General features: G+C 71.3%; 24 protein-coding genes, 1 other RNA gene and 1 pseudogene. 14 read left to right on the top strand and 12 right to left on the bottom strand.

Translation table 11 applies throughout. The features are described 5' to 3' along the window. Positions 1 to 2 precede the first annotated feature (2 nt). Together Q8X39_RS04080 and traF are read right to left on the bottom strand one after the other, a co-directional pair. A complete protein-coding gene (locus Q8X39_RS04080) occupies positions 3 to 845 on the bottom strand; it encodes a hypothetical protein (protein WP_305748365.1) in 843 nt (280 codons plus the stop codon). Further along, positions 845 to 2,191, bottom strand: a complete 1,347-nt coding sequence (traF, locus tag Q8X39_RS04075) for a conjugal transfer protein TraF (protein ID WP_305748364.1) — start codon at positions 2,189 to 2,191, stop codon at positions 845 to 847. Before traF ends, Q8X39_RS04080 begins: the two co-directional genes overlap by 1 nt. Before the next feature lie 148 nt (positions 2,192 to 2,339). Between traF and Q8X39_RS04070 the strand changes: the two genes are divergently transcribed. Then, positions 2,340 to 3,302, top strand: a complete 963-nt coding sequence (locus tag Q8X39_RS04070; protein WP_305748363.1) for an MBL fold metallo-hydrolase — start codon at positions 2,340 to 2,342, stop codon at positions 3,300 to 3,302. A gap of 22 nt (positions 3,303 to 3,324) precedes the next feature. Here the strand turns inward: Q8X39_RS04070 and Q8X39_RS04065 are convergent, their stop codons facing one another. Further along, positions 3,325 to 3,606, bottom strand: a complete 282-nt coding sequence (locus Q8X39_RS04065) for a hypothetical protein (protein ID WP_305748362.1) — start codon at positions 3,604 to 3,606, stop codon at positions 3,325 to 3,327. Between the two features lie 97 nt (positions 3,607 to 3,703). Between Q8X39_RS04065 and hemA the strand changes: the two genes are divergently transcribed. The 6 genes from hemA to Q8X39_RS04035 all read left to right on the top strand — a co-directional run bounded on the left by hemA (position 3,704) and on the right by Q8X39_RS04035 (position 8,925). After that, the gene (gene hemA, locus Q8X39_RS04060; RefSeq protein WP_305748361.1) at positions 3,704 to 5,017 is read left to right on the top strand and encodes a glutamyl-tRNA reductase; all 1,314 of its coding nucleotides are present in this window, start codon (positions 3,704 to 3,706) and stop codon (positions 5,015 to 5,017) included. 92 nt (positions 5,018 to 5,109) lie between these two features. Then, the gene (gene prfA, locus Q8X39_RS04055; protein ID WP_305748360.1) at positions 5,110 to 6,192 is read left to right on the top strand and encodes a peptide chain release factor 1; all 1,083 of its coding nucleotides are present in this window, start codon (positions 5,110 to 5,112) and stop codon (positions 6,190 to 6,192) included. Continuing rightward, positions 6,189 to 7,025 carry a peptide chain release factor N(5)-glutamine methyltransferase gene (prmC, locus tag Q8X39_RS04050; protein WP_305748359.1) on the top strand — a complete coding sequence of 279 codons (837 nt, stop codon included), beginning with the start codon at positions 6,189 to 6,191 and terminating at the stop codon, positions 7,023 to 7,025. Before prfA ends, prmC begins: the two co-directional genes overlap by 4 nt. Positions 7,026 to 7,184: 159 nt before the next feature. Beyond that, positions 7,185 to 7,898: a hypothetical protein gene (locus Q8X39_RS04045; protein WP_305748358.1), complete on the top strand. Its 714-nt coding sequence runs from the start codon at positions 7,185 to 7,187 to the stop codon at positions 7,896 to 7,898. A 132-nt stretch (positions 7,899 to 8,030) separates the two neighbouring features. Further along, entirely contained in the window at positions 8,031 to 8,342 is a 312-nt protein-coding gene (gene grxD, locus Q8X39_RS04040; protein WP_305748357.1) for a Grx4 family monothiol glutaredoxin, read from the top strand. Between the two features lie 4 nt (positions 8,343 to 8,346). Continuing rightward, positions 8,347 to 8,925 (top strand): UbiX family flavin prenyltransferase, encoded by a 579-nt coding sequence (locus Q8X39_RS04035; protein WP_305748356.1) that lies wholly within the window; start codon positions 8,347 to 8,349, stop codon positions 8,923 to 8,925. Between the two features lie 9 nt (positions 8,926 to 8,934). Here the strand turns inward: Q8X39_RS04035 and Q8X39_RS04030 are convergent, their stop codons facing one another. Next, complete coding sequence (locus Q8X39_RS04030; protein ID WP_305748765.1) at positions 8,935 to 10,320, bottom strand: sensor histidine kinase; 1,386 nt, start codon at positions 10,318 to 10,320, stop codon at positions 8,935 to 8,937. A gap of 50 nt (positions 10,321 to 10,370) precedes the next feature. Then, positions 10,371 to 11,078, bottom strand: a complete 708-nt coding sequence (locus Q8X39_RS04025) for a response regulator transcription factor (protein WP_305748355.1) — start codon at positions 11,076 to 11,078, stop codon at positions 10,371 to 10,373. Between the two features lie 112 nt (positions 11,079 to 11,190). Between Q8X39_RS04025 and Q8X39_RS04020 the strand changes: the two are divergent. The 3 genes and pseudogenes from Q8X39_RS04020 (at position 11,191) to Q8X39_RS04010 (ending at position 14,252) form a co-directional block, all read left to right on the top strand. Continuing rightward, positions 11,191 to 12,163 (top strand): annotated as a pseudogene (locus Q8X39_RS04020) (Bug family tripartite tricarboxylate transporter substrate binding protein). Then, positions 12,160 to 12,660 (top strand): tripartite tricarboxylate transporter TctB family protein, encoded by a 501-nt coding sequence (locus Q8X39_RS04015; protein WP_305748354.1) that lies wholly within the window; start codon positions 12,160 to 12,162, stop codon positions 12,658 to 12,660. Before Q8X39_RS04020 ends, Q8X39_RS04015 begins: the two are co-directional and overlap by 4 nt. Positions 12,661 to 12,734: 74 nt before the next feature. Next, positions 12,735 to 14,252 carry a tripartite tricarboxylate transporter permease gene (locus tag Q8X39_RS04010; protein WP_305748353.1) on the top strand — a complete coding sequence of 506 codons (1,518 nt, stop codon included), beginning with the start codon at positions 12,735 to 12,737 and terminating at the stop codon, positions 14,250 to 14,252. 31 nt (positions 14,253 to 14,283) lie between these two features. Here Q8X39_RS04010 and Q8X39_RS04005 read toward each other — a convergent pair whose 3' ends face one another. Further along, positions 14,284 to 14,937: a lytic transglycosylase domain-containing protein gene (locus tag Q8X39_RS04005; RefSeq protein WP_305748764.1), complete on the bottom strand. Its 654-nt coding sequence runs from the start codon at positions 14,935 to 14,937 to the stop codon at positions 14,284 to 14,286. Between the two features lie 20 nt (positions 14,938 to 14,957). Next, a complete protein-coding gene (locus tag Q8X39_RS04000) occupies positions 14,958 to 16,703 on the bottom strand; it encodes a proline--tRNA ligase (protein WP_305748352.1) in 1,746 nt (581 codons plus the stop codon). 106 nt (positions 16,704 to 16,809) lie between these two features. Here Q8X39_RS04000 and Q8X39_RS03995 point away from each other — a divergent pair, with 106 nt between their 5' ends. Beyond that, complete coding sequence (locus tag Q8X39_RS03995; protein WP_305748351.1) at positions 16,810 to 17,532, top strand: RNA pyrophosphohydrolase; 723 nt, start codon at positions 16,810 to 16,812, stop codon at positions 17,530 to 17,532. A gap of 30 nt (positions 17,533 to 17,562) precedes the next feature. On the opposite strand, the gene Q8X39_RS03990 is transcribed toward Q8X39_RS03995, so the two are convergent. Beyond that, complete coding sequence (locus Q8X39_RS03990) at positions 17,563 to 18,501, bottom strand: DMT family transporter (protein WP_305748350.1); 939 nt, start codon at positions 18,499 to 18,501, stop codon at positions 17,563 to 17,565. Between the two features lie 63 nt (positions 18,502 to 18,564). Between Q8X39_RS03990 and rnpB the strand changes: the two genes are divergently transcribed. After that, an RNA gene (rnpB, locus tag Q8X39_RS03985) (RNase P RNA component class A) lies at positions 18,565 to 18,915 on the top strand. A 41-nt stretch (positions 18,916 to 18,956) separates the two neighbouring features. Here the strand turns inward: rnpB and Q8X39_RS03980 are convergent. Genes Q8X39_RS03980 through Q8X39_RS03965 form a run of 4 tightly spaced genes read right to left on the bottom strand, consistent with a single transcriptional unit; the run spans position 18,957 to position 23,853 of the window. After that, the gene (locus Q8X39_RS03980) at positions 18,957 to 19,931 is read right to left on the bottom strand and encodes an ABC transporter permease (RefSeq protein WP_305748349.1); all 975 of its coding nucleotides are present in this window, start codon (positions 19,929 to 19,931) and stop codon (positions 18,957 to 18,959) included. Beyond that, a complete protein-coding gene (locus Q8X39_RS03975; protein WP_305748348.1) occupies positions 19,924 to 21,096 on the bottom strand; it encodes an ABC transporter permease in 1,173 nt (390 codons plus the stop codon). Before Q8X39_RS03975 ends, Q8X39_RS03980 begins: the two co-directional genes overlap by 8 nt. Further along, entirely contained in the window at positions 21,093 to 22,817 is a 1,725-nt protein-coding gene (locus Q8X39_RS03970) for an ABC transporter ATP-binding protein (protein ID WP_305748347.1), read from the bottom strand. Before Q8X39_RS03970 ends, Q8X39_RS03975 begins: the two co-directional genes overlap by 4 nt. Before the next feature lie 25 nt (positions 22,818 to 22,842). Beyond that, positions 22,843 to 23,853: a BMP family lipoprotein gene (locus tag Q8X39_RS03965; protein ID WP_305748346.1), complete on the bottom strand. Its 1,011-nt coding sequence runs from the start codon at positions 23,851 to 23,853 to the stop codon at positions 22,843 to 22,845. Positions 23,854 to 24,121: 268 nt separating this feature from the next. Between Q8X39_RS03965 and Q8X39_RS03960 the strand changes: the two genes are divergently transcribed. Next, the gene (locus Q8X39_RS03960) at positions 24,122 to 25,402 is read left to right on the top strand and encodes an acetate/propionate family kinase (RefSeq protein WP_305748345.1); all 1,281 of its coding nucleotides are present in this window, start codon (positions 24,122 to 24,124) and stop codon (positions 25,400 to 25,402) included. Positions 25,403 to 25,456: 54 nt separating this feature from the next. Continuing rightward, positions 25,457 to 25,873: a hypothetical protein gene (locus Q8X39_RS03955; RefSeq protein ID WP_305748344.1), complete on the top strand. Its 417-nt coding sequence runs from the start codon at positions 25,457 to 25,459 to the stop codon at positions 25,871 to 25,873. Positions 25,874 to 25,887 lie beyond the last annotated feature (14 nt).

The raw sequence follows: 25,887 nt of genomic DNA, 5'->3' as shown, positions 1-25,887 counted from the left end.
GGTCAGAGCTTCCAGAGGAACTCGACGCCCAGCGACTGGTTGTCCTGGCGCGTGCGAGGCAGCTCGACGTTGCCTTGCCGGTCGACCGGCCGGCGCGACGTCTGCAGCCTGGCCCACAGGCCCAGGTGGACGTGATCGATCAGGGCCCAGCTGGCGCGGCCTTCCAGGCCGAGGTCGTAGCCGCCGCGCGTCTGGCCGAAGACCGCGCCCGGATGGCCGGTGTTCTCGACCTTGCGCCAGGCCGGCAGGGCCCAGTCGACACGCCAGCCCAGGTGCACCGGCACGCCGCGCACCCGCTCGCTCTCGTAACCCGCTCCCAGGTGCCAGAGAACCTCGGCGGAGGTCTCCTCGACGGTGTCCGTGTCCGCGACCTTGACGGCCTGGTCAACGCCCGCCTGGAAGGCAAATCGCCGGAAGGACTGGCTGTGGAACGACGGCCCGGCATGCACGAACCACGGCCCCTGCAGTCGGAACAGGCCCAGCAGCCGGGTGCTGCTGTCGCTGATGCGCACGCCGTTGGTCTGCACCAGCGGCACGGTCGTCGCGATCGGTGCGGCCGGCGGGTCATTCGGGAAGAGCGTGGCGACCGGCGCGGTCCAGCGTTCCTGGCCGCTGCTCGGCGCGAAGCTGGACTCGTTGTCGAGCGAGAACAGGATGTCCGGCGCCAGCGCGTACAGCGCGCCGCTGACCAGCAGCGGGTTGTTGACGACAGCCTTGCTGCGCACCGGCAGCAGGCTCGCGTATTCCTGGTAGCTCAGGCGCTGGCGGGCCAGGCCGATGAAGTAGGAATAGCCGGCGGCGGGCGCCGCCTGCGGGCCGTCGACCGGCACGGCATCGAACGGCATCAGAACTTCTCCGCCACCGACAGCGAGGCCCCGGCGCTGCGCGGCACGCTGCTGCCGTCGGCATTGACCTTCTGCTGGCTGCTGTTGATGTCGACGTTGACGATGCCCCAGCTGAAGCCAAGGCCGGTGCTGCCAAGCTTGTCGCCGACGAGGTTCTTGCGCAGGCCCAGGCGCACGCTCGGCACGATGTAGTTCAGCAGCGTGCCCCAGCTGCCCTCGAAGCGCTCGGCGTTGTAGCTCAGCGAGATCGTGGCCAGCCGCTGCGGTTCGCCGACGACGTTGGGCGCCTCGTTGATCGCCAGGCTGGTCTGGCCCAGCCAGCGCTTGTTGTCGCTGTGCAGCGAGCCCTCGATGACGACGTGGGTCTTGAGCGCGACCTGGGCCTTGCGCTGGTCGGCGCTCAGGCCGCTGGCGGCGTAGGCGTTGGCCGCCGAGCTGTCCTGGGTCGGATCGGCATAGCGGAAGGTCGGGCTGCCCAGGTTGTAGAGCGTCGCGCCGAGCTGGTAGTTGGCGGCGGTCCAGGCGACGCCGACATCGACACCCAGGGCCGAGGCGCTGCGGCGGTCGACGGTGTCCTGCGAGAACTGGCTGCCGCCGTTGTTGCCGTTGCCGTTGGCGTCGGTGAAGCCCACCACCTGGCGGTAGAGCGTGGCCTGATAGACGTTCAGGCGCAGGCCAGCGTCGAGCAGGCCACGGTTGGCGTCGATGGCGAGCCGGCGCGTGAGGTCGGTGCCGTAGCCCAGGCTGAGCTGGGTCAGCCGGGCCGCCTTGACGTCGAAGCCGGACCGGGTGCGCAGGCCGGTGGGGATGCCGTTGCCGTCCCGGACGATCTCGGCGGACTGGCCCAGGAACTGGCCGGCGACCTGCATCTGCGCCTGAGCCATGACCGAGAACACGCCGTCCAGCCGTTCGCTGCGGATCAGCAGCGGCGTCAGCAGGCTGCCGCCGACGGCGAGGTTGAAGCGCGCGCCGCGCGCCAGCGTGGGCAGCAGCGTGTTGATGGTCTGCACGCCCTGCTCCGACGTGGTCGGATCGGCCTTGGCCGCCTGCACGGCAGCGTCCATCGCGTCGAGCTGCTGCTGAAGGTCGTCGATCGCACCCAGCTCGTACTGCACGCCGACCTGCATCAGGCCGAAGCGGACCGACTCGTCGGCCGCGACCAGCCGGATCGCGTTGGCCGGGTTGTAGCCAGCCGAATTCAGGTTGTTGCGGTTGAAGACCGGCCCGACGGTCAGGCAGTAGCCCGGCGTGAACAGCGACTGGTTGGCGTGGGCTGGCTGGCCGGTGGTCAGGCTGGCGAGCAGCCCGAGGGCGGCGGCGGCGAGCGGGTGCAGGGTGCGTGTCATGTGGATCTCCCGATGCCCGGCTGGGCCGGGTCTGTCGTCGGTGAAGGAAGCGCGAGGTGAAGGAAGCGCCAGGCGAAGGACGGCCTGAAAGTAAGTGGCACGCTCCCCAGCCGACAATCACCGGAACTTGTAGAACCTCGCCCGACCGATGCCTGCTGACGCGACGAACCCACAGAACCGGGCCGAGCTGCCCGCCCACCTGAGCGTGCTCGAACGCGGGTGGCTGTCGTCCAACAACACGCTGCTGCATGGCCTGCCCGGCGAGCCGGCCGTGCTGGTCGACAGCGGCCACTGCGTGCATGCGGCGCAGACCGAGGCGCTGGTGCGGCATGCGCTGGCCAGCGCCGGCGGGCCCGGCGCGACGCTCGGCCGCATCGTCAACACCCACCTGCATTCGGACCACTGCGGCGGCAATGCGCGCCTGCGCGAGGCGTTCGGGGCGCGGATCTGGGTGCCGCCCGGCCATTCCGACGCGGCCCGCGCCTGGGATGTCGACGCGCTCGGCTACCGCCCGACCGGCCAGCTGTGTGTGCGCTACCCGGTCGACGCGACGCTGCAGTCCGGCCAGTCGCTCCAGGTCGGCGGTCTGGACTGGCAGGTGATGGCCGCGCCCGGCCATGACCCGCACGCGGTGGTGCTGTTCGAGCCACGGCACGGCGTGCTGCTCTCGGCCGATGCGCTGTGGGAAAACGGCTTTGGCGTGGTCTTCCCGGAGCTGGACGGCGCATCCGGCTTCGACGAGGTCGAGGCGGTGCTGGACCTGATCGCCGGCCTGCCGGTGCGCCACGTCGTGCCGGGCCACGGCGCGCCCTTCGGCGATGTCGACGCGGCGCTGGCGCGTGCCCGCAGCCGCCTGGCCAGCCACCGCGCCGACCCGTCACGCCATGCGCGTCATGCCGGCAAGGTGCTGCTGAAGTACCACCTGATGGAGCTGGGATCGCAGCCGCTGGACGCGCTGCGGTGCTGGGGCCGCGAGACGCCGATGATCGCCACGACCCAGCGCGCGGCGGGCGTCGGCGGGACGGTCGAGGACTGGTTCGCCGGCCTGCTCGCCGACCTGCTCGGCAGCGGTGCGCTGCGGCGCGACGGCGAGGTGGTCTTCGACGCCTGAGCCGATCCGCGACCGGCGGCGTTCAGCGCCGGCCCGGCCCGAAGCCGGCCCACCACAGGCCAACCGCATTGGCCACGACCAGCGCCAGCCAGGTCGACATGCGGCCGTCGCGGCCCTGCAGCGCCAACCCGGCCAGCAGCGCCAGCGCACCGCCCGCCGCCGCATGTCCGGCCAGGCGCTGCCAGGCCACCCCGGCCAGCGCCTGGCGCCACAGCAGCTTGGCGAGCCCGGCCGTCAGCGCGGCCACCGCCACCGCTGGCAGCAGGAAGTTCAGCAGGTGATCGAGCGCGTCGAGGAAGCCCATGGCAGGTGTCGGGAACGGCGCCGTCGGGCACCTGTCGCTGGATGAAACATGCGCCGGATCAAGAGGACGCGCGAGCCCGAAATCTTACAATCGCGCCATGAGCGTCTTCGCCCTCAGCCTGAACCATCACACCGCGCCGGTGGACCTGCGCGGCCGGTTCGCGTTCACGCTCGAACAGCTCGGTCCGGCGTTGCAGGGCCTGCGCGGCGGCCTGCAACGGGCCGAGCCCGAGGTCGCGCTGCTGTCGACCTGCAACCGCACCGAGCTCTACGTCGCCACCGATCCCGGCAAGGCCCCGCACCTGGTGGTGCCAGTGCTCGAATGGCTGGCCACGCACGGCGGCGTCAGCGCCGATGACCTGCGTCGCCACACCCACGTGCTGGAACGCCACGACGCCGCCCGGCACGTCTTCCGGGTCGCCTCGGGGCTGGACTCGATGGTGCTGGGCGAGCCGCAGATCCTTGGCCAGATGAAGCAGGCGGTGCGCGAGGCCGATGCCGCCGGCACGCTGGGCACGACGCTGCACCAGATGTTCCAGCGCTCGTTCTCGGTCGCCAAGGAGGTCCGCACCTCGACCGAGATCGGCTCGCACTCGATCAGCATGGCCGCCGCAGCGGTACGCCTGGCCGGACAGCTGTTCGAGGACCTGCACAAGATCCGCATCCTGTTCGTCGGCGCCGGCGAGATGATCGAACTCGCGGCGACCCACTTCGCGGCCAAGGCCCCCAAGCACATCACCATCGCCAACCGCACGCTCGAACGCGGCGAGAAGCTGGCCAGCCACTTCGGTGCCGAGGCCATGCGCCTGGCCGACCTGCCCGCCCGCCTGCACGAGTTCGACGCGGTCGTGTCCTGCACCGCGAGCACGCTGCCGCTGATCGGCCTGGGTGCCGTCGAGCGGGCGCTGAAGGCGCGCAGGCGCCGACCGATGTTCATGGTCGACTTGGCCGTGCCGCGCGACATCGAGCCCGAGATCGCCCGGCTCGATGACGTCTACCTGTACACCGTCGACGACCTGTCGGCGCTGGTGCAGACCGCCGGCGAGAAGCGCCAGGCCGCCGTCGCGCAGGCCGAGGCCATCATCGACGCGGGCGTGCAGAACTTCGTGCACTGGCTGGCCCAGCGCGCCACGGTGCCGCTGATCCAGTCGCTCAACGCCCAGGCCGATGCCTGGCGTGCGGCCGAGATCACCCGCGCCCGCAAGCTGCTGGCCAAGGGCTCGGATGTCGACGAGGTGCTGGAAGCACTCTCGCGCGGCCTGACCCAGAAGATGCTGCACGGCACGCTGGCCGAGCTGCACAACGCCGACCCGACCCAGCGGGCGCTGACCGCCGAGGTGGTCTCGCGGCTGTTCCTGCGCGGCGAGACCCGCCGCCCCGGCCGGCCGGACCCCGGCAGCGACGAGTCCTAGCGACGCGGACCCGGCCCGCCGTGGCCGCCCGCCGTCCTGTTCCGCCGCCCCACGCCGCCCTACGCCGACCTCCGGGCCCTGCCCGCTCCGCCATGTCTCCCTTCCTGCGCCAGCAACTCGACCGGCAACGCCTGCGTCTGGCCGAGATCGACGCCGCGCTGGCCGATCCGGCGGTCAGCCAGCAGATCGCCACGCTGCGCGGCCTGAACCGCGAGCACGCCCGTGTCGGCGCGCTGGTCGAGCGCTGGGACGCCTACGTCGGCCATGAGCGCGCCATCGCCGAGGCCCGCACGATGCTCGATGACCCCGAGATGGCCGAGCTGGCGCGCGCCGAGATCGAGGCCGCCGAGGCCGGGCTGGCCGCGCTCGAACAGGCCCTGCAGGCTGCCCTGCTGCCGCGCGACGAGGACGACGACCGCAACGTCTTCCTGGAGATCCGCGCCGGCACCGGCGGCGACGAGTCGGCGCTGTTCGCCGGCGACCTGCTGCGCATGTACCTGCGCCACGCCGAGCGGCAGGGCTGGCGCACCGAGCTGCTGTCGGCCAGCGAGTCCGACCTCGGCGGCTACAAGGAAGTGGTCGTGCGCATCGAGGGCGAGGCGGTGCACGAGGCGCTCAAGTACGAGTCCGGCGGCCACCGCGTGCAGCGCGTGCCCGCCACCGAGTCGCAGGGCCGCATCCACACCAGCGCCTGCACGGTCGCGGTGCTGGCCGAGCCGGACGAGGCCGCCGAGGTCGCAATCAACCCGGCCGACCTGCGCATCGACACCTACCGTGCCAGCGGCGCCGGCGGCCAGCACATCAACAAGACCGACTCGGCGGTGCGCATCACCCACCTGCCCACCGGCATCGTGGCCGAGTGCCAGGACGACCGCTCGCAGCACCGCAACAAGGCCCGCGCGATGCAGGTGCTGGCCGCCCGCATCCGCGAACGCGAGCGCAGCGCCCGGGCCGAGCGCGAGGCCGCCACGCGCCGCAGCCTGGTCGGCAGCGGCGACCGCAGCGACCGCATCCGGACCTACAACTTCCCGCAGGGCCGGGTGACCGACCACCGCATCAACCTGACGCTCTACAAGCTCGGCGCGGTGATGGACGGCGACCTCGGCGAGCTGACCGCCGCGCTGCAGGCGGCCCAGGCGGCCGAGCAGTTGGCCGAGCTGGAGGCGCGCGGATGAGCGCCTCGCCGGCGCTCACGGTGGCCGTCGCGCTGGACCAGGCCCGCGCCGCCGGCCTCGACCGGGTCGACCGCGACGTGCTGATGGGCGCTCTGCTGGGCCGGGACCGGGCCTGGCTGCTGATCCACGACGACCACCCGCTGAGCCCGGCGCAGGCGGCCCGCTGGTCCGACTGGTGCGCGCGCCGCGCGGCCGGCGTGCCGGTCGCCTACCTGACCGGCCAGCACGAGTTCCACGGCCTGCTGCTGCAGGTCACGCCGGACGTGCTGGACCCGCGACCCGACACCGAGACGCTGGTCGACTGGGCGCTGGAGCGGCTGGCGGCCCTGGGCGGTGCGGCACCGACGGTGTTCGACCTCGGCACCGGCAGCGGCGCGATCGCGCTGGCGATCCAGCACCGCCACCCGAAGGCCCGCGTTGGCGCGGTCGACCGCAGTGCCGCAGCGCTGGCCGTCGCACGGGCCAATGGCGAGCGGCTGGGCCTGGACATCGACTGGCGGCAAGGCTCGTGGTTCGAGCCGATGACCGGCCTGCGCGTCGACCTGATCGTCAGCAACCCGCCCTACATCCGCCCGGACGACCCGCACCTGGCCGACCTGCGCCACGAGCCGCGCGAGGCGCTGGTTGCCGACGAGGACGGCCTGGCCGACCTGCGCACGCTGATCGCCGGCGCACCGGCCCATCTGCGGCCGGGCGGCTGGCTGCTGCTCGAACACGGCCACGACCAGGCCGACGCGGTCGCGGCGATCTTCGAGGCGGCCGGTTGGCACGAGATCGGCCACCGGCTGGACCTCGGCGGCCATCGGCGCTGCACCGGCGCGCGCCGTCCGTGAGGGGTCACCCTCGCCTCGGCGTGACGCCGTTCAGGTCCGGGCACCCGATCTGATCGACCGCAAGGCCCTGATGCGCGAGATGCAACACCTGCCGTGACGGCCCGGGCGTAGCATCGTTTCATCGCAGGCGAATCCCGCCTGCCGCGCCAGGAGTTCCCCGTGAGGCCGCTGTTCAACGCCCAGGTCCGCTCTCCAGCCCGCCACGCCAGCCGCAGTGCCCGCCGGTCCGCCTGGACCGTGTCGAGCCCCTTGATCGCCGCTGCGTTCATGGTCATGACCCTGCCCGGCATCGCCCGGGCCGATGACCCCGAAGACCGATCCGCAACCTTGCAGCTGCGCGCCGAGCCCGGCAGCCTGAGGCTGGATGGCCGCAGCTGGGTCGCCCGTTTCGCGCTCGGGCCGGGCGACCCCGACCCCCGCGTCCTGCGCAGCGGCCGGGCCGGCTGGCAGTTGCTGGGCGACTACTACTTCGGCGGCGCGCGGGCCGATGGCCTGGCGGGCGCAAGTGCCGGCCTTCGGGCGACCGGTGGCTGGATCGGCCTGACGTCAGCCACGGCACGGGCCGCCGGCGATGGCTGGTCGGCCAGCGGATCGAGCGCGGGCCTGCGACCGGTGATGCCGGCCATGCACACGATGCCCCTGTGGGGTCAGGTCCGCGAGGCGGGCACCGTGACCTACCTCGGGCTGGGCTACTCGCTGGGCGCGGACCGCTCCGGCTGGGGCGTCAAGGCCGACGTCGGCCTGATGAGCACGCGCGACGGCAGCGGCGGTCTGCGCCTGAACCGCTCCGGCGCGTCGATGGACGACAGCTCCGCGGTCGGCGACCTGCGCTGGCTGCCGCTGCTGCAGGTGGGCGTCTCCTACGCCTTCTGATCCGGTGCCGCCCGTGGCCACGTCGAGAGGCCCCAGCGGGCCGGAGCAGGGCCGCTATCGCTTATAAACCGGGTCTTTCCGGTCCTGTCCGACAGGACCATCCCTGCCCCACCGCACCACGGCTGACCCACCATGAACCCTGTCCAGCAACGCATCGACGAGATCGTCAAGTCCAACCCCGTCGTGCTCTTCATGAAGGGCACCGCGCAGTTCCCGATGTGCGGCTTCTCGGGCCGTGCGATCCAGATCCTGAAGGCCTGCGGCGTCGGCTCGCTGACCACCGTCAACGTGCTGGAAGACGAGGAGATCCGCCAGGGCATCAAGGAATACGCCAACTGGCCGACCATCCCGCAGCTCTACGTCAAGGGCGAGTTCGTGGGCGGCTCGGACATCATGATGGAGATGTACCAGGCCGGCGAGCTGCAGGCGCTGGTCAAGGACTGATCGCTTGACGACCCGCCCCGCCGCGCCGCGCCTGGTCGTCGGCCTGACCGGCGCCTCTGGCGCGGTCTACGGCGTGCGGCTGCTGCAGCGCGCACGCGAACTCGGCGTCACCACCCACCTGGTCGCGACGCCCGCCGGCATCCTCAACGTGCACCATGAGCTGGGCCTGGACCGGTCCGGTCTGGAGGCGCTGGCCGACCAGGCCCATGGCCCGGGCGAGGTCGGGGCCTGCATCGCCAGCGGCAGCTATGCGACCGACGCGATGGTGATCGCGCCGTGCTCGATGAAGTCGCTCGCCGCCGTCGCCCACGGCTTCGGCGACAACCTGCTGACCCGCGCGGCCGACGTGACGCTCAAGGAGCGGCGCCGGCTGGTGCTGATGGTGCGCGAGACGCCCTTCAACCTCGCCCACCTGCGCAACATGGTCGCCGTGACCGAGATGGGCGGCGTGGTCTTCCCGCCGCTGCCGGCCTTCTACCACCGGCCGCAGAGCATCGACGAGCTGGTCGACGAGACGGTCGAGCGGGTGCTGCAGGTCTGCGGCCTGGACGCCGCCCGGCCCAAGGCCTGGGCCGGGCTCTGACCTCGCCCGTCAACCCGGCAGGCTGACCCCGGCCGACAGGCCGATCACGCGGCCGTCCCCATCGAGCCGATCGTCCAGCGCCAGCGTCGCACCGAGCTGGGTGGCGATCTCGCGACAGATGTGCAGGCCGAGTCCGCTGCCGCCCTGGCTGCCGCTGTGGAAGGCCTCGAACAGCCGCTCGCGCTGGGCCGGTGACAGGCCGGGGCCGCTGTCGCGGATCACGAAGCCGGGGCTGGGCGACGGCCCGACCTCGATGCGCAACCCGCCGCCGCGCGGCGTCGCCCGCAGTGCGTTGTGCAGCAGGTTGCGGACCAGCTCGCGGACCATCCAGGCCTGGGTGTGGACGGGCACCGGGCGGTCGGCCAGCAGCTCGAACTCCAGCGCCTTCTCGGCGATCAGCGGCGCAAGGTCCAGCGCCACGTCGCGCACCAGCGCGGCCAGGTCGAGCGCCTCGGGCGGCTGGTCGTGGCGGGCCTGTTCGAGCTTGGCCAGCGCCAGCAGCTGGTTGGCCAGCCGGGTCGCGCCGTCGACGGTGACGCCGATCTCGGCCAGCGCCTGGCCTGGCGGCACGTCGCCCCGCAGGGCCGACTGGACCTGCGTCTTGAGCACCGCCAGCGGCGTGCGCAGCTGGTGCGAGGCATCGCGGATGAAGCGCTTCTGGCGCGCCAGCAGGCCGGCCAGCCGGGCCATCACGTCGTTGGTCGCGGTGATCAGCGGCTGCAGCTCGCGCGGTGCGTCGCCGACCGGCAACGCGCTCAGGTCGTCGGCCGGCCGGGCCTCGATGGCCGCGCTCAGCGCGCGCACCGGCAGCGTCGCGCGCTGCACCACCCACGACACCACCGCGCTGATGACCGCCAGCAGCAGCAGCTGGCGCCACAGCGTCGACCAGAGCATCGCGCGGGCCAGCGTCTGGCGCAGCTCCAGCGTCTCGGCCACCTGGACCGTCGCCATGCCCTGGCCGGCCTGACCGGCCACCGGCTGCAGCAGCACGGCAACGCGCACCGGTTCGCCGCGGAAGGTGTCGTCGTAGAAATCGACCAGCGCGGCATAGGGCCCGCGCATCGGGATCTGGCCGTGCCAGGCCGGCAGGTCCTCGAAGCCCGACACCATCTCGCCGGAAAAGCCCGTGACCTTGAAGTACATGCGGCTGCGGTTGTCGGCCTCGAAGGCCTCCAGCGCCGCGTAGGGCACGGTCGCGCGCAGCTGCGGGCCGGCCTCCGGCGTGGCGCCGGGGCCGATGTCGAGCAGCTCGCCGATGGTCTTGGCCGAGGCCAGCAGGGTCCGGTCGTAGGCCAGGTCGGCCGCGCGCAAGGCCTCGCGGTAGAGGCTCCAGGTGTTGAGCGTCATCAGCAGCACGACCGGCAGCAGCACGCCGGCCAGCAGCCGGCTGCGCATCGACAGGCCCGCCCAGCGGCCGTCCAACCAGCGACCGTCCCGCCAGCGGATCACGCACCGCCCCCGGTGCCGCCCACGCCCGGCTCGGCCGGGTCCTGCGGCGCGAGCAGGTAGCCCAGCCCGCGCAGCGTCACCAGCTTCGCGCCGGTGCTGGCCAGGCGCTTGCGCAGCCGGTAGGCGACCACCTCGATCGCATCGGGCTGGACGTCGGCCTCGCCGGCGAAGACCAGCTCGAACAGGCGATCCTTGGCGACCGCCTGGCCGGGCCGGGCCAGCAGCGCGCGCAACAGCGCGGCCTCGCGCGGGGCCAGTTCCATCGCCTGGCCGTGAGCGTAGACCGCACCACTCTCGGCATCGGCCTGCAGGCCGCAGTAGGCCGGCTGGACATGGTGCGTGGGCGCGCGACGACGGGCCAGCGCGCGCACCCGGGCGTCCAGCTCGTCGAGGTCGAAGGGCTTGGCGAGGTAGTCGTCCGCGCCGGTGTTCAGGCCCAGCACGCGGTCACCGACGGCGCTGCGCGCGGTCAGGATCAGCACCGGCGTGTCCAGCCCTTCGGCGCGGGCACGGCTGAGCACCTCCAGCCCGTCCAGGCCCGGCAGGCTGAGGTCGAGCAGCACGACGTCGGGCACGCTGGCACGCCAGCGGTCGAGCGCGCGGGCGCCGTCGCCGCAGGCCACCACCTGCGCACCGGTGCGCTCGAAGGCGCGCTGCAGCGTGGTCTGCATGGCCGGGTTGTCTTCGATGAGCAGCAATTTCATGGCGTGGCCGGTGTTTTCCCCGAGGTGCCGGACAGCCGATCGACAGCCAGCTTCGGCACCATCCGGGCATCGATTCTGTCCTTCCTGCCACACGACAACGGAGACCCGCACCATGCGTCGAGACACCTTCCTGAAGTCCCTGGGCGCGCTGGCCACGCTGGCAGGCCGCCGGCGGCCTGCCGCTGAGCGCCCGCGCGGCGGCCAACCTCAAGCTGATGATTCCCGCCAACCCGGGCGGCGGCTGGGACGCCACTGGCCGGGCCATGGGCAAGGCCCTGCAGGACGCCGGCCTGGCCAGCGCCGTGCAGTTCGAGAACAAGGGCGGCGCGGCCGGGGCCATCGGCCTGGCGCAGTTCGTCAATGCCAGCAAGGGCGACCCGAACGCGCTGATGGTGATGGGCGCCGTGATGCTCGGTGGCCTGATCACCGGCAAGCCGCCGGTTGACCTGAAGACCGCCACGCCGATTGCCCGACTGACCAGCGAATACAACGTCTTCGTGCTGCCGGCCGCTTCCCCCTTCAAGACGATGAAGGACGTGGTCGAGCAGATGAAGAAGGACCCGGGCAGCGTCAAGTGGGGCGGCGGTTCGCGTGGTTCCACCGAGCACATCGCCGCGGCCATGATCGCGCGCGATGTCGGCGTCGACGCGGCCAAGATCAACTACGTCGCCTTCCGGGGCGGCGGCGAGGCGGTCGCGGCCATCCTGGGCGGCAACGTCACGGTCGGCGGCAGCGGCTACAGCGAGTTCGACGAGTACATCGCCAGCGGCAAGATGCGCGCCATCGCGGTGACCTCCGGCGAGCGCCTGCCCGGCGTCGCGATCCCGACGCTCAAGGAACAGGGCATCAACGTCGAGATCGGCAACTGGCGCGGCGTCTACGCGGCGCCTGGCATCACGGCCGAGCAGCAGAAGGCGCTGGTCGAGCTGGTCACGCAGCTGGCCCGGAGCAAGCCCTGGGCCGATGCGATGGCGCTGAACAAGTGGACGCCGGCCTTCCTGGCGGGCGCCGACTTCGCCAAGTTCGTCGACAGCGAGTTCACCAGCCTGCACGACATCATGCACAAGGCGGGGATGGTGTCGTGAGCGACCGGCTCGCGCAGACCGGCGTCGGCGCCGGCGTCGTCGTGATCGCGCTGGGCTACGGGGCCGGCGCGATGTCGATGCCGTCCGAGGCCGGCTACGGCGGCGTCGGCCCGAACTTCCTGCCGCTGGTCGTGAGCGCGCTGCTGCTGGTCTGCGGCCTGCTGCTGGTCGCCCATGCGCGGGTCGGCGGCTTCCGCGAATTCGACGGCCCGGAGGGCGACGAGCGCGGCCACTGGATCGGCTTCGCCTGGGTCAGCGCCGGCATCCTGCTCAACGCGCTGCTGATCACCCGCATCGGCTTCGTGCTGGCCTGTGCGCTGTGTTTCCTGCTGGCGGCGCGCGGCTTCCAGGTCGCGCGCGGTGACCGGCTGAGCGGCTGGCGCAGCTGGGTGCGCGACGCGCTGACCGGCATCGCGATTGCCGCGCCGGTGTACTGGCTGTTCGGCAAGCTGCTGGCCATCCAGCTGCCCGGCCTCGGCCTCGGCGGCTGGCTCTGAGCCGCCTCCCCTGATCCGGGCGCCGCACCACGCTGCGGCGCCCGCATCGCCTGTGTTCCCCGACGGGATACCCCATGGACATCTGGAACCAATTGCTGGCCGGCTTCATGACGGCCGGCACGCCGATCAACCTGCTGTGGTCGCTGCTGGGCTGCACGCTGGGCACGGCCATTGGCGTGCTGCCCGGCCTCGGGCCCGCCACGGTCGTGGCGATGCTGCTGCCCATCACGCTGAAGGTCGAGGCCACCGCCTCGATGATCTTCTTCGCCGGCATCTACTACGGCGCGATGTACGGCGGCTCGACCACCTCCATCCTGCTGAACACTCCCGGCGAGGCCGGCTCGATGGTGACGGCGATGGAAGGCAACAAGATGGCCAAGAACGGCCGCGCCGGCGCGGCCCTGGCCACGGCGGCAATCGGCTCCTTCGTGGCCGGCACCATCGCCACGGTGCTGGTCACGCTGTTCGCGCCGCTGGTGGCCGAACACGCCATCAAGCTCGGCCCGCCCGAGTACTTCATGCTGATGCTGCTGGCCTTCATCACCGTCAGCGCCGTGCTCGGCCGCAGCAAGCTGCGTGGCCTGACGGCGCTGGGCATCGGCCTGGCGATGGGGCTGATCGGCATCGACCAGATCTCCGGCCAGGTCCGCTACACGCTGGGCGTGCCCGAGCTGATGGACGGCCTGGAGGTGGTGCTGGTCGCGGTCGGCCTGTTCGCGGTCGGCGAGGCGCTGTTCGTCGTGCTCTACGACAACAAGGTCCAGGAGACGCGCAACAAGATGAGCCAGGTCCACATGACGCGCGAGGAATGGAAACGTTCCTGGCCGGCCTGGATCCGCGCCACCTTCATCGGCTTCCCCTTCGGCACCATCCCGGCCGGCGGCAGCGAGATCCCGACCTTCCTGAGCTACGCGACCGAGAAGAAGCTGTCACGGCACAAGGACGAATTCGGCACCACCGGCGCGATCGAGGGCGTGGCCGGTCCGGAGGCGGCCAACAACGCGGCCATCACCGCCACGCTGATCCCGCTGCTGACGCTGGGCATCCCGACCTCCAACACGACCGCGATCCTGCTGGGCGCGTTCCAGAACTACGGCATCAACCCGGGCCCGCAGCTGTTCGACACCAACGGCGCGCTGGTCTGGGCGCTGATCGCCTCGCTCTACATCGGCAACGTGATGCTGCTGGTGCTGAACCTCCCGCTGGTCAAGCTCTGGGTCAAGCTGCTGGACGTGCCCAAGCCGCAGCTCTACGCCGGCATCCTGATCTTCGCGACGGTGGGCGTCTACGGCATGCGCCAGTCGGCCTTCGACCTGGTGCTGCTCTACGGCATCGGCCTGCTCGGCCTGGTCATGCGGCGCTACGACTTCCCGACCGCGCCGGTGGTCGTCGGCATGATCCTGGGCCCGCTGGCCGAGGCCCAGCTGCGCAACGCGATGTCGATCGGCGAAGGCCACTGGCGCGTCTTCATCGACCGCCCGGTCTCGCTGGGCCTGCTGCTGGTGATCGTGTCGGTGCTGGTGCTGCCGCGCCTGATCCACCGCATCCGTCGCGCCCGGGGCATGACCACCGGACCCGCGACGATCCACTGATTCCGCCGGTGGGCGCGGGTCTTCGTGCCCGTCAGCGTGGCACCGGCAAAGGTGCCACGCCGGTGGCGATGCGCAGGTCGGCCTCAGGCTGGACCCAGCGCTGGCGGGCGGCCAGCACGGCATCCGGATAGGCCGCCTTGCCGCGGCTGCCGTTGTAGCGGCCCAGCGCCATGAACAGGTTGCCCTGCTCGCGGTCGATGTAGTGGCGCAGGATCACGCAGCCGAATCGCAGGTTGGCCTGCAGGTGGAACAGCCGGCCGGCATCGCCGTCGCCGATCAGGCGGACCCAGAAGGGCATCACCTGCATGTAGCCGCGCGCCCCGGCGCTCGAGATCGCGTACTTGCGGAAGCCGCTCTCGACCTCGACCAGCCCCAGCACCAGCGACGGGTCCAGACCGGCGCGACGGCTCTCGTACCAGACGGCTTCGAGGAACTCGCGCCGCACGTCGAAGTCGGGCTTGCGGCGCTTGAGCCGCTCGCTGGCCTGGCCCAGCCAGCGCAGGTAGGCCAGCCGCTGCTCGATGTGGGCGAACTCCAGGCGCGGCGGCGCGCCATCGGCCACCGCCGCGGCGAGGGCACCACGCACCGCATCGGCCAGCGGTTCCTCGGCTTGCCGGCCGGCCCGCGCCGATGCCGTCGCGCACAGCAGCGCCGCGACGATCGCGAGCTGCTTCCAGGCCGGCATCGCGCGCATCGCGTCGGTCCTCAGACCTGGACGCGGCCCTTCACCCAGGCCGCGATCTCGGCGGCAGGCACGGCGGTGGCGGCCTCGTCGCGACGGCCCTGCGCCTCGACCTTGCCGTCCTTCAGGCCACGGTCGGAGATGACGACGCGGTGCGGCACGCCGATCAGCTCCCAGTCCGCGAACATCGCGCCGGGGCGCTCGCCGCGGTCGTCCAGCAGCACGTCGATGCCGGCGTCGCGCAGCTCGTCGTGCAGCGCGTCGGCGGCGGCCTTGACCTCGGCCGAGCGGTCGTAGCCGATCGGGCAGATCACGACCGTGAACGGCGCAATCGACTCGGGCCAGATGATCCCGCGTGCGTCGTGGTTCTGTTCGATCGCCGCGCCCAGGATGCGGGTCACGCCGATGCCGTAGCAGCCCATCTCCATCAGGCGCGGCTTGCCGGTCTCGTCGAGGTAGGTCGCGTTCATCGCCTGGCTGTACTTGGTGCCCAGGTAGAACACGTGACCGACCTCGATGCCGCGCTGGATCGCCAGCACGCCCTTGCCGTCGGGCGACGGATCGCCCTCGACCACGTTGCGCAGGTCGGCTACCACATCGGGTTCGGGCAGGTCGCGGCCCCAGTTGGCGCCGGTGTAGTGGTGGTCGACGTCGTTGGCGCCGCAGACGAAGTCGGACATGGCCGCGACGGTGCGGTCGACGATGACCTGGACCGGCTTCTTCAGCCCGATCGGGCCGAGGTAACCGGGCTTGCAGCCGAAGTGCTCGTCGATCTCGGCCGGCGTCGCAAAGCGGAAGCCGCCCTTGAGGCCCTCGACCTTGCCGGCCTTGACCTCGTTGAGATCGTGGTCGCCACGCACCAGCAGCAGCCAGACGGTGGACTTGACGATGTCGCCGGCCTCGTCGAGCGCGTCGGTGGCCAGCACCAGCGACTTGACGGTCTGCGTCAGCGGCAGGCCCAGCAGCGCGGCGACGTCGGCGCAAGTGGCCTTGCCGGGCGTGGGCGTCTTGGCCAGCGCCTGCGTCGGCGCGGCCCGGCCACCGGCCGGCGCGACGGCCTCGGCCAGCTCGATGTTGGCGGCGTAGTCGCTGGTCGGGCAGTAGATGATGGCGTCCTCGCCGGTGTCGGCGATGACCTGGAACTCGTGCGACAGGTCGCCGCCGATGGCGCCGGTGTCGGCCGCGACGGCGCGATAGGCCAGCCCGAAGCGGTCGAAGATGCGCTTGTAGGCCGCAAACATGGCCTCGTAGGACCTGGCCGCGCCGGCCGGATCACGGTCGAAGGAGTACGCATCCTTCATCGTGAACTCGCGCCCGCGCATCACGCCGAAACGGGGCCGGCGCTCGTCGCGGAACTTGGTCTGGATGTGATAGAAATTCTTCGGCAGCTGCTTGTAGCTGCGCAGTTCCTGGCGGGCGATGTCGGTGACGACCTCCTCGCTGGTCGGCTGGATGATGAAGTCGCGGTCGTGGCGATCCTTCACCCGCAGCAGCTCGGGGCCCATCTTGTCGAAGCGGCCGGTCTCCTGCCACAGCTCGGCGGGCTGCACGACCGGCATCAGCAGCTCGACCGCGCCGGCCCGGTTCATCTCCTCGCGGATGATGGCCTCGACCTTGCGGATCACCCGCAGGCCCATCGGCATGTAGTTGTAGATGCCGGCTCCAAGCCGCTTGATCATGCCGGCGCGCATCATCAGCTGATGGCTCCTGACCTCGGCGTCAGCGGGCGCTTCCTTCAGCGTGGAGATGAAGAACTGGGTTGCTTTCATGCGGGGGGTTCACCTGGAGATGCACCGCCCCGAGTGGGTATTTGCCGGGGTTGCGCCGCAAGGGCCAGTGCAATAATCAAACCAACTTGAAAATTGGGGTCTGATTATGCTCGACCGTGAAGGCTTCCGGCCCAACGTCGGCATCATCCTGCTCAACCAGCGGAGCCAGGTGTTCTGGGGCAAACGCATCCGGACGCACTCCTGGCAATTCCCGCAGGGCGGCATCAAACATGGTGAATCGCCCGAGCAGGCGATGTTTCGCGAGCTCCACGAAGAGGTGGGCTTGCATCCCGAGCACGTGCGCATCATTGCCCGCACCCGCGACTGGTTGCGCTACGAGGTGCCCGACCACTACATCCGCCGCGACGCGCGCGGTCACTACAAGGGCCAGAAGCAGATCTGGTTCCTGCTGCAGCTGCTCGGTCGCGACAGCGACATGAACCTGCGCGCCACCGATCACCCCGAGTTCGACGCCTGGCGCTGGCACGACTACTGGGTGCCGCTGGAGGTCGTGATCGAGTTCAAGCGCAACGTCTACGAGATGGCCCTGACCGAGCTGGCGCGCTACGTGCCGCGGCCCAATCACCAGAACCGCTACCTGCGCAGCGGCATGCGCGGTCATCGCCGCGACGAGGGACAGCTGGGCCACGCCGGCTTCCAGGTCGACGCGCTGCGGGCCGAGGGCCCCATGCCCGAGCACTTCCGCACCGAAGGCGGCTCGACCGATGCCCTGCACGTGGCGCCGGCCGAGGCCTGCGTCCGGCCCGCTGCCGATGCGCTGGTCCCGCGCGAACTCGGCGACGCCGCCGACCGCTCGCGCAAAGGCTGACCCGGCCGACCGGTGCTGGCGCGGGCCGACTCAGCCGCGCCGGTTCAGCAGGCTCAGGCCGATGCCGACACCGGCCAGGCCGACCAGCAGCAGCGCGGTGACCGGCTCGCCCAGCACCACGCCCGCGAACAGCGTGCCGAAGACCGGCGACAGGAAGACGAAGGCCTGCACCTGGGTCGTCGGGTAGCGCGTGAGCAGCCAGAACCACAGCAGGTAGCTGGCGAAGGTCACGATACCCGCCTGGTAGAACAGCGAACCCCAGGCCAGCGCGCTCCATTGCGCGACGTTCGCCAGCGCCTGCGTCTGCCCCGTCACGAGCGTCGCCACCACCGACAGCAGCGTGGCCATGCCGAGCTGGTAGGCCAGCGTCAGCTCGGACGGCGCGGTGCGCAGCGCCGACAGCCGGATCACCACCGTCGTCAGTCCCCACATCAGGCCAGCGCCCAGCACCAGCAGGTCGCCCAGCAGGTCGCCACCGCTGGTGCGGTCGGCAAAGGCCAGCGCCACCGAACCAAAGGCCAGCACGAGGCCGACGACCTGCAGCGGTCGCAGCCGCGCGCTCGGCAGCAGCAGCGCCAGCACGATCGCGACGATGAAGGGCGAGGTGTTGATGAAGACCACCGAGCGCGCCGCCGTGGTGTGCTGCAGGCCGATGAAGATGCAGGCGAACTCGATCGCGAACAGCGTGCCCGACAGCAGGCCCGGGCCGAGCGTGCCGTCGCGCGGCGACCAGCGGATGCCGCGATGGCGCATCCACAGCAGCACCAGCGCGAAGGCCACGCCACTGCGGATGGCCAGCTGCAGCATCGCCGGCACCTCCGGCAGCACCAGCTTGATCGTGACCTGGTTGAGGCCCCACAGCGCGCAGCAGCCCACCAGGCAGACGACGGCGAACAGGTCGAGGTGGGCGTGGTGGACGGGTGTTGCGGCCAGCGTGGCCGTGTCGGCCGGGATCGAATTCGAGCTCATCCGTTCGATGGTATCGACGCCACCGGGCAGGCGCGCTCGGCCCGCATGGGACAATCACGGCGTGAAGCAAGCCAGACCGTCGCTGGTGCCGGATCCGAAAGGTGGCACTGGAGGAAGGTCCGGACTGCACAGAGCGGCGTAGCAGCTAACGGCTGTCCACCGTGAGGTGAGGATCAGAGCAACAGAGACGAGCCGATTCAGTTCGGGTGAAACGGGCAATCTCTACGCGCAGCAACACCAAATAGGCCAGTGCAAGGTCGCTTCGGCGGCCCTGGAGTGCGGCTCGCACGAGCTGGCGGGTAGGTGGCACCGAGCCGGTGGGGCGACCCCCGGCCCAGATGAATGGCGGTCACGGCCGACGACCTTTCGGGGTCGGCGGCCGCACAGAATCCGGCCTATCGGCTTGCTTCACACTTTTGCCCCCGATGGCCGCAATGGCCGATCAACACGGGCTTCTAGCGTTCCTTGGTATACGGGCGGCCGAGCGCGGCCGGCGATTCGGCACGGCCGAAGAAGCCCGCCAGCAGCACCACCGTCAGCAGGTAGGGCAAGGCCTGGATCAGCTCCACCGGCACCGCGCCGATGCCCGGCAGCGTCAGGCCCTGCAGGCGGATCGCGGTCGCGTCGAGCAGGCCGAACAGCAGGCAGGCCCAGAACGCGCGCACCGGGTGCCAGTGGCCGAACACCATCGCCGCCAGCGCCATGAAGCCGCGGCCTGCGCTCATGCCGGGCGTGAAGCTGGCGTTCTGGGCCAGGGTCAGGAAGGTGCCGCCGATGCCGCACAGCACGCCCGCGAGCATGACCGCGCGGTAGCGCAGCCCGGCCACCGAGATGCCGGCGGCATCGACCATCGCCGGGTTCTCGCCGACGGCGCGCAGGCGCAGGCCGAAGCGGGTGCGGTAGAGACCCCACCAGACCAGCGGCACGCTGGCGAAGGCGATCCAGGTCAGCAGGTTGTGGTTGAGCAGGCCCTCGGCGACGAAGGGACCGACCAGCGGCCAGTCCTGCACCGCCCTCGCGGCGTCCGGGAACAGCGCGGTGAAACGGCCTTCCGGCGGCACGTCCGGCGTGCGACCGCCACGGTGAAACCAGTGCAGGCCCAGCACCGCCGTGAGGCCCAGGGCGATGATGTTGAGCGCCACGCCCGAGACGATCTGGTCGCCCTTGAAGGTGATGCAGGCCAGGCCATGCACCAGGCTCAGCATGACCGCCACGCCGATCGCCGCCAGCAGCGCGACCCCGGCCGGCGCGCCCCAGGCGCCGGTGGCCGCCGCCGCGAAGGCCGCCGCCAGCAGCTTGCCTTCCAGGCCGATGTCGATGACGCCGGCCCGCTCGCTCAGCACGCCGGCCATGGCGCAGAGGATCAGCGGCACGCTGATGCGCAGCGTCGCACCCAGCATCGACGAGAGGATCAGCAGCGCGTCATCCATGGCGGGCTCCGGTTCCGCTGCCCGCCATCGTCGGAACCGCCTGCGGCCAGCGCTGCCACAGCCCCACCACCAGCGGGCGCAGCATCAGCGCCAGCGCACCGCAGAACAGCACGACCAGGCCCTGCACCGCGATGACCATGTCGCGCGTGAAGGCGGGGATCTCGAAGGCCAGCTCGGAGCCGCCCTGCGCCAGCGCGCCGAACAGCAGCGCGGCCAGCACGATGCCGCCGGGATGGTTGCGGCCCATCAGCGCGACCGCGATGCCGGTGAAGCCGGCCCCGGCGACGAAGTCCAGCAGCAGCCGGTGGTGCACGCCGCTGACCTCGTTGACGCCCACGCCACCGGCCAGCGCGCCCGACAGCATCAGCGCGACCACCGTCAGCCGCTTCGGGCTGAAGCCGGCGTAGTGGGCCGCATCGGGCGCATCGCCCAGCGCCCGCAGCGCATAGCCCAGCCGGGTGTGCCACAGCATCAGCCAGACCCCGACGGCGCAGCCCAGCGCCAGCAGCAGGCTCAGGTTCAGCGGCGTGGCCGGCAGGGGGATGCCGGCCAGCGCGGCCATCTGCTGCGCGCTCGGCAGGTGGCCGGCCAGCGCGAAGGCACGCGTCTCGACCGAGGGCGTGCCCGGCTCCTTGATGACGTTCACCAGCAGCCAGACGATCAGCGTGCTGGCCAGGAAATTGAACATGATCGTGGTGATGACGATGTGGCTGCCGCGCCGCGCCTGCAGCCAGGCCGGCACCGCCGCCCAGGCCGCGCCGGACAGGGCAGCGGCCAGCACGACCATGGGCAGCAGCACGACAGCCGGCAGGTGCGCGTCCAGCGCCAGCAGCAGCAGCGCCACGCCGATGCCGCCGAGCGTGGCCTGGCCCTCGCCGCCGATGTTGAAGTGGCCAGCCTGCGCGGCCACCGCCACGGCCAGCCCGGTGAAGATGAAGTTGGTGCTGTAGTACAGCGTGTAGCCCCAGGCCAGCGGGCTGCCGAAGGCGCCGTCGGCCAGCAGCTTGAGCGCCGCCCACGGGCTGTGGCCCAGCAGCGCGACCAACGCGCCGGCGGCCAGCATCGCCAGCGCGACGTTGAGCAGCGGCAGCACGCCGATGTCAATCCAGCGCGGCAGTGGGCGCGGCGCGGGTGCGGCTGCGGTTGAGGCTGCGCCGGCGCTCATCGAAAGTCTCCCGACCGACGGCCGTCGTCGCGCGCGGCCGAAGGCGGCGGCAGGACCGGCGCAGCGGCCGCGTCGACCGGCAGCGCGCTCGGGCTCTGGGTCGAGTCGAAGGCCGAGGTGCTGCCGACCTGGCCCATGCACAGGCCGATGCGGGCCTCGTCGGCATCGGCCCGCTCGAAGTTGCCGGTGATGCGGCCCTGGCACATCACGACGATGCGGTCGGACAGCGCCATGATCTCGTCGAGCTCGGTCGACACCAGCAGGACCGCGCAGCCGGCGTCGCGCAGCTGGAGGATCTCGCGGTGGATGGTCTCGATCGCGCCGATGTCGACGCCGCGGGTCGGCTGGCCGATCAGCAGCACGCGCGGCTGGCGGTCGAACTCGCGGGCGATGATGAGCTTCTGCTGGTTGCCACCGGAGAACTTGGCGCAGGCCAGCTCGACGTCGCGCGGGCGAACGTCGAAGACGTCCATCATGCGGCGGCAGCGCGCGCGCATGCGGCGGTGGTCCATCAGGCCGGTCCAGCGGCTCCAGCGCGGACCGAGCCGCAGCTCGGCGTCGTCGTGGTAGCCCAGCACCGCCGATTCCCAGGCCGGGAAGCGCAGCACCAGGCCGAGCTTGTGGCGGTCTTCGGGCACGTGGGCGACGCCCAGCTCGCGCAGCAGGCGCGGGTCGGGCGGGTGATGGGCATCGCAGCGGTGGGCCGGCTCGCCGTCGCGCCGCGAGGCGATGCGGATGCTGCCCTGCTGCACCGGCAGCAGCCCGGCCAGCAGCGCCAGCAGCTCGCTCTGGCCATTGCCGGAGACGCCGGCCACGCCGACGATCTCGCCGGCATGCAGGCGCAGGTCGATGTCGCTCAGGCGGGCCACGCCCAGCGGATCACGCCAGGTCAAGGAAGCCACGTCCAGCACCGGATCGCCGCGACGCCGCGGCACGGCCCGGGCCGCGACGCCCGGATCCCCGACCGCCCGCACCGCGCGGCCGACCATCAGCTCGGCCAGTTCGGCCTCGGTGCAGCCGGCGGTCTCGCGGGTGGCGACGACCTGGCCGGCCCGCATCACGGTGACACGGTCGGTGATGGCCAGCACTTCCTTGAGCTTGTGGGTGATGAGCAGGATGGTCGTGCCGCGCGACTTCAGCGTCGCCAGCATGCGCATGAGCTGCTCGGTCTCCTGCGGCGTCAGCACGCCGGTCGGCTCGTCGAGGATCAGCACCCGCGCGCCGCGCACCAGCGCCTTGAGGATTTCCACCCGCTGCAGCACGCCGACCGGCAGGTCGCGCACGCGGGCGTCCGGGTCGACCGTCAGGCCGTATTCGTCGGACAGGCGCAGCACCTCGCGGCGTGCCCGCGCCAGGCTGGTGCCGAGCTGCCAGCTGTCCTCGGCGCCGAGCACGATGTTCTCCAGCACCGTGAAGCGCTCGACCAGCATGAAGTGCTGGTGGACCATGCCGATGCCCGCGGCGATGGCGTCGCGGGCATGGCCCAGGGTCAGCGCGCGGCCGTCGATCTCGATGCGGCCGGCATCCGGCGCGTGCAGTCCGTAGAGCACGCCCATCAGCGTGGACTTGCCCGCGCCGTTTTCGCCGATCAGACCGTGGATGCTGCCGGCCGCGACGTCGAAGGTGACGTCGCGGTTGGCCTGCACCGCGCCGAAGCGCTTGTGGATGCCGATCAGGCGCACGGCCGGCGGGCCGGCCGTGGCGGGGGCTGGAGCGATCAAGTCGGGACCGGGGTCGTTCGGGGTGTCAGTACTTGCAGGCGTTGTCGGCCATGTAGTCGGCGACCTTGATCTTGCCGGCGACGATGTCGGCCTCGGCGGCGGCGAGCTTCTTCTGCATGTCGGCGCTGACGAGCTTGGCGTTGTTGGCGTCCATCGCGACGGCCACGCCCTTCTCCTTCAGGCCCAGCACGGTGATGCCGGGCTTGAAGCTGTTGTCCTTGATGGACCTGGCGATGTTGTAGACCGCGACGTCGACGCCCTTGGTCATGCTGGTCAGCATGGTGCCGGGGTGCAGGTGGTTCTGGTTGCTGTCCACGCCGATGGCCAGCTTGCCGGCATCCTTGGCGGCCTGGTAGACGCCCACGCCGGTGCCCCCGGCAGCGGCAAACACCACGTCCACGCCGCGCGAGAACTGGTTGCGCGCCAGTTCGCCGCCGCGGGTCGGATCGCTCCAGGCGGCCGGCGTCGTGCCGGTCATGTTGGCCAGCACCTCGGCCTTCGGGTTGGCGTACTTCGCGCCCTGCTCGTAGCCGCACTGGAAGCGACGGATCAGCGGCACGTCCATGCCGCCCACGAAGCCGACCTTGCCGGTCTTGCTGGCCATGGCGGCCATCATGCCGGCGAGGAAGGAGCCCTCGTGTTCCTTGAAGACGACCGATTGCACGTTGGGCAGGTTGACGACCATGTCGACGATCGCGAACTTCAGCTGCGGGAATTCCTTGGCCACCTTCTCGATCGCCGAGGCCTGCGTGAAGCCCACGCCGATGATCGGGTTGGCGCCCTTCTGGGCCATGCGGCGGAAGGCCTGCTCGCGCTGCGTGTCGTTGGCGATCTCGAAGTCGAGGTAGCTCTCGCCGGTCTCCTTCTTGTAGCGCTCGATGCCGTTGTAGGCGGCCTCGTTGAAGGACTTGTCGAACTTGCCGCCGGCGTCGTAGACCACCGCCGGTTCGGCCTGCGCGGCAGGCAGCGCGGCCAGGCCGGCACAGGCGGCCGCGAGGGCCAGGATCAGGCGACGGGGGGACAGGCGCTGGGTCATGCTGTGAGGCTCCGTGAGGATCGGTTGCGAACTGGCGTGTGAACGTGCGTGTGAACGTGCATGTGAACGGTCGTACGAAAAGCGGGCTGATTCTGCAATAGCCGTACCTGGGGCGCGATCGGGTGTAAGCCCGGCCTTGCGGGGGCGACCTTCAGGTCGGCGGCTGATGCAGCCTTCACCCCACCTTCACGGGCCAGGGCCCGGCTTGAGGCATCCTTTCAGGCAACAACCCAACCGCTTCTGTCCTGTTCTGTCCTGGAGACCGCCCTTGCCAACCGTCGAATCCGCCCCGGCCGCTGCCAGCGGCGCACCTCAGCCGGCCGTGCTGGTGGTCAATGCCGGCTCGTCTTCCCTGAAGTTCGCGCTCTACCCCCGTGGCGACGCCAGCGGCCTGCACGACCGCTCCCCCGCCTTCGCACGGGGCCAGATCGACGGCCTGCAGCCCGGCGGCAGCGCCCGGCTGAGCATCGAGGGCCAGCCAGCGCGCCCGATCGAGATGGACGGCGACGACAGCCGCCACCACGACACCGCCCTGCGCGCGATGCAGGACCACCTCGCGGCACGTGCGCCGACGGTGCAGGTGGTCGCGGTGGCGCACCGGATCGTGCATGGCGGACCGCATTTCCGCGCCCCCGTGGTGCTCGACGACGCGGTGCTGGCGATGCTCGGCACGCTCGAACCCCTGGCGCCGCTGCACCAGCCGCACAACCTGGCCGGCGTGCGCGCACTGCGCCGGGCCTGGCCGGGGCTGCCGCAGATCGGCTGCTTCGACACCGCCTTCCACGCCAGCCTGCCCAAGCTCGAACAGCGCTACGCCCTGCCCGCCGACCTGCACGAGCAGGGCCTGCGTCGCTACGGCTTCCACGGCCTGTCCTACCAGTTCGTGATGCAGGCGCTGCAACGCCGCAGCGAGCGCGCCTCCGGCCGCGTGCTGATGGCGCACCTGGGCAGCGGCGCCAGCCTGTGCGCCGCCTCGGGCGGGCTCAGCGTGGCCTCGTCGATGGGCTTCTCGGCGCTCGACGGCCTGATGATGGGCAGCCGTTGCGGCCAGCTCGATCCGGGCATCGTGCTGCACCTGTGGCGCCAGGGCTGGACGCTGGCCCAGGTCGAGAACCTGCTCTACCGCGAGAGCGGCCTGCGCGGCGTCTCCGGCCTCAGCGGCGACCTGCGCGAGCTGCGCCGGGCGACCGCCGAGGGCCATGCCGCCGCGCAGTCCGCCATCGACCTGTTCGACTACCGACTGCGGCGCGAGGCCGGCGCGCTCGGTGCGGTGCTCGGCGGCATCGACCTGATCGCCTTCACCGGCGGCATCGGCGAACACGACGCCCAGACCCGCGCCGAGCTGGTCCACGGCCTGGCCCACCTGGACGTGCAGCTGGACAACGCCGCCAACGAGGCGGCCCGCGGCGACCGCGTCATGGCCGTCCACCTGCCGGGCAGCCGGGTCGAGGTCTGGGTCGTGCCGACCGACGAGGGCCGCGTCGCCGCCGACGCCGCCTGGACCCTGCTGGACCGCGCCACGCCGACGCCGCGCCGCCCCCCGGTCTGAACGGGCCTGACCGAACCCTGTCAACCGGCCCCGTCTCGACCGGGTTATGGCGACATGCCCCGCGCATCCCACCCCCAAGTCACCGCCCGCCGCGCCGTCGGCGCCCTGCTGCTCACCGCCACGCTGGCCCTGGCCGGTTGTGGCGGCGGGGTCTACGTCGGCATCGATGGCTCGTCCGACTCGCCGCCGGCGGTCACGCTGAACGTCAGCCGCTCCCAGGCCTATGCCGGCGACCGCATCGCGCTCGATGCCGATGCCCGCGACGACTACGCGATCAAGTACGTCGAGTTCTGGTACGACGACGGCAGCGGCCGGGCGACCCAGCTGATGGTTCGTGACTACAGCTGGCCCTATGCCGTCGACACCGTCATGCCGGCGACGCCGTACGGTGGCGTCAGCTACAGCGCCATCGCGGTGGATGACGCAGGCCACGCGACCTACACCAGCTGGAAGACCGTCTACCGCCTCTGATGCACCCTGCGGTG

The sequence above is a fragment of the Leptothrix discophora genome, assembly GCF_030705305.1.
Taxonomy (GTDB): Bacteria; Pseudomonadota; Gammaproteobacteria; order Burkholderiales; family Burkholderiaceae_C; genus Sphaerotilus; species Sphaerotilus discophorus.
Note: the sequence above shows the minus strand (reverse complement) of the source record. Positions and strands in the feature narration are given on the sequence as shown.